The organism is Phocaeicola faecicola (genome assembly GCF_013618865.1).
In the GTDB taxonomy this organism is placed as follows: Bacteria; Bacteroidota; Bacteroidia; order Bacteroidales; family Bacteroidaceae; genus Phocaeicola; species Phocaeicola faecicola.
On the sequence record NZ_JABSOE010000133.1, the window covers coordinates 1 to 2721 of the forward strand.

General features: G+C 34.0%; 3 protein-coding genes. All 3 read left to right on the plus strand.

Features of this window, described 5'->3' with window-relative positions; genetic code table 11:
- Positions 1-382: 382 nt before the first annotated feature.
- The 3 genes from H3001_RS18920 to H3001_RS18930 are packed head-to-tail and all read left to right on the plus strand — an operon-like array spanning position 383 to position 2583.
- Complete coding sequence (locus H3001_RS18920; RefSeq protein ID WP_181215779.1) at positions 383-637, plus strand: phosphopantetheine-binding protein; 255 nt, start codon at positions 383-385, stop codon at positions 635-637.
- 9 nt (positions 638-646) lie between these two features.
- Positions 647-1822, plus strand: a complete 1176-nt coding sequence (locus H3001_RS18925) for a beta-ketoacyl-[acyl-carrier-protein] synthase family protein (protein WP_181215780.1) — start codon at positions 647-649, stop codon at positions 1820-1822.
- Positions 1822-2583, plus strand: coding sequence for a beta-ketoacyl synthase chain length factor (locus H3001_RS18930; RefSeq protein ID WP_181215781.1), 762 nt, complete (start codon positions 1822-1824; stop codon positions 2581-2583). The genes H3001_RS18925 and H3001_RS18930 overlap by 1 nt, the downstream gene beginning before the upstream one ends.
- Positions 2584-2721: the final 138 nt, after the last annotated feature.

The following is a 2721-nucleotide window of genomic DNA, read 5'->3' on the forward strand; positions in this document are numbered from 1 at the left end:
ACTCCTGCGGAGGGAGCGCCATACGGCAAGGGACTGAGCAGTCAGGCCCGACGAGCTTTCATTATACATAAGCATAAACATACTTATAATTGTTAAATATATTCAAGTTTTTATTATAGTTCATTCAGAAGAAGGGGCTTCTCCTGCAATCTTTGTATATACCTTACCAAATGTTGTTAATGGAGAACTGTGTATTCGCCATAAGATAAAAGGGAATAACACATTCTTTGTTGAAGATAAAGACAATGGAACCGCAGAAAAATATGCGAAGCTTTTGATTGAAACAGGAAAGGCAAAGGCTGTCATTTGTGGATGGTGTGAAAAGTTAAGTGAAAAGTATGAAGTAAATTTGAAATTATTAATTAGAGAAAAATAAATAATTATGGAACAACTAGTAAAAGAACTCAAACAGCATTTGATTGAGGAATTAAATTTAGAAGAAATAACTGTTGAAGATATTGATACAGATGCACCATTATTTGGTGATGGATTAGGACTGGATTCAATAGATGCATTGGAAGTAATACTCATACTTGAAAAGTATTATGGTGTTAAATTGTCCAATTCAGCAGAAGCCAAACCTATCTTTTACTCTGTACGAACACTTGCTGAATACATTGAGAAAAACAAGAAATAAAATATTATAATGAGCATTGTAGTTAGCGGCTTAGGTATAGTTTCTTCACTAGGCATTGGAGTAGAAGAAAACTTATCACAATTATATTCAGGGCAAAGTGGTATATCTCTTTGTCCTGAAATACTAATAACCAACAATAAATTACCTGTTGGTGAAATAAGATATTCAAACGAACAACTAAAAGAAAAACTAGGTATATCAGCAAATAAAGTAATACCTAGAACAGCATTATTGGGAATGCTTGCCGTTAAAGAAGCCATTATAGACTCACAAATAGATGTGACCAGTTATAAAATTGGTCTAATATCATCGACTTCTGTAGGTGGTATGGATCAAACAGAAATATTCTTTAAAGATTATATTAAAGACAATACTAAAGGTGATTTAAGGCAAGTACTCATGCACGATTGTGCAGCTTCAACTAAAGCGATATGCAATTATTGTAACATTAATGGTTATTCAACGACTATCAGTACAGCATGCTCTTCATCAGCCAATGCTATAATAAAAGGATATAACTTATTAAAGCATGGTGTATTGGATGCAGTTATTGTAGGAGGTTGCGATGCTTTAAGTGCATTTACTTTGAACGGTTTTAAATCCCTTATGATATTAGACAAAGAACTATGTAAGCCGTTTGATGAAAGAAGAGCCGGACTTAATCTTGGCGAAGGTGCTGGATACATTGTTCTTCAAAGAGAAGAAGACTGTAATAAAAAGTACTGCCGTCTTTCTGGATTTGCCAATACGAATGATGCATTCCATCAAACGGCATCATCAGAAAATGGCGAAGGTGCTTATCTTGCTATGAATAAAGCACTATCGATGGCAGGTTTACACCCGGAATCGATAGATTATATAAATGCTCATGGTACAGGTACACCGAATAACGACTTAACGGAATCAATAGCTATATCACGCATATTTAATCAGAAAATGCCTCTAATATGCTCCACAAAGTCTTATACAGGACATACATTAGCAGCATCGGGAGGTATAGAAGCTGTATTTTCCATATTATCAATTAAGGAAGGTTTTGTACCTGAATCACTTAATTTTGCTGTGCCAATGCATAATGGAGTAATACTAAATACAAGCCTTCATAGACAAGAAATAAAAACTGTTCTCTCTAATTCTTTTGGATTTGGAGGTAATTGTTCAACTTTAATTTTCTCTAAGCAATAATGAGTTGTTATGTAAAAAATATAATTGCTGATGATGACGTTATATCAGATATCAAGGCATTAATTCCTGAAGCTGCTGTGAGGAGACGAATGTCTCGTATCCTAAAAATGGCTGTTACAACTGCCGTAGAATGTTGTGGTAATATTGATAATATTAAAGATATTGACAGCATAGTAACTGCAACCGGATACGGGTGTTTGGCGGACAGCGAAAAATTCCTGAGAAATGTAATAGAGAATAATGAGGAGCTATTAAATCCAACACCCTTTATCCAATCTACATTTAACACCGTAGGAGGCCAAATTGCCTTACTTTCAAAGAATCATTGTGAGAATATTACATACGTAAACAGGTCTCACAGTTTTGAGGATGCATTACTAGATGCATATTTGCAGATAGGCATTGAGGGAAAAGAAAGAATATTACTAGGAACTTTTGATGAAATAACTGAAAGTTCCAACAATATATTAGAACGATTAGGGGCTTTTCGTAAGGGACAAAAGAATGGAGAAGGTGCTATTTTCATGGAATTGACATCAAATTATACAGAGGCATGTAAAATAAAAATTGAGCACATTGAGTTTTCAAGTAATGTACTCAGTCAGGATGAATGTATCTATCGATATGCCAAATCCAAAGAAGAAAAAATTGTCTATAACAATTTTACGGAATATGGTATTTATCCAACTGTTTCTGCACGAATATTCTATGAGTTCACCAAGGATTTGGAGAGAGATGAAGAAATGATATTTTGCCACTAGTGTCTCTTAAAAAGGCACTATAAAATATTTTGTGTAAATGGAAAATACGGGATTCAAGTTTGAGTCGCGTATTTTTTATTTTATAGATTTGCAAAATGAAGAAGATTATGAAAGAAAAGAATCAAGTAGTGCCTGATG

Coding starts and splice junctions, on each gene's coding strand:
- H3001_RS18920 (WP_181215779.1), top strand. CDS start 383: ATGGAACAACTAGTAAAAGAACTCAAACAGCATTTGATTGAGGAATTA.
- H3001_RS18925 (WP_181215780.1), top strand. CDS start 647: ATGAGCATTGTAGTTAGCGGCTTAGGTATAGTTTCTTCACTAGGCATT.
- H3001_RS18930 (WP_181215781.1), top strand. CDS start 1,822: ATGAGTTGTTATGTAAAAAATATAATTGCTGATGATGACGTTATATCA.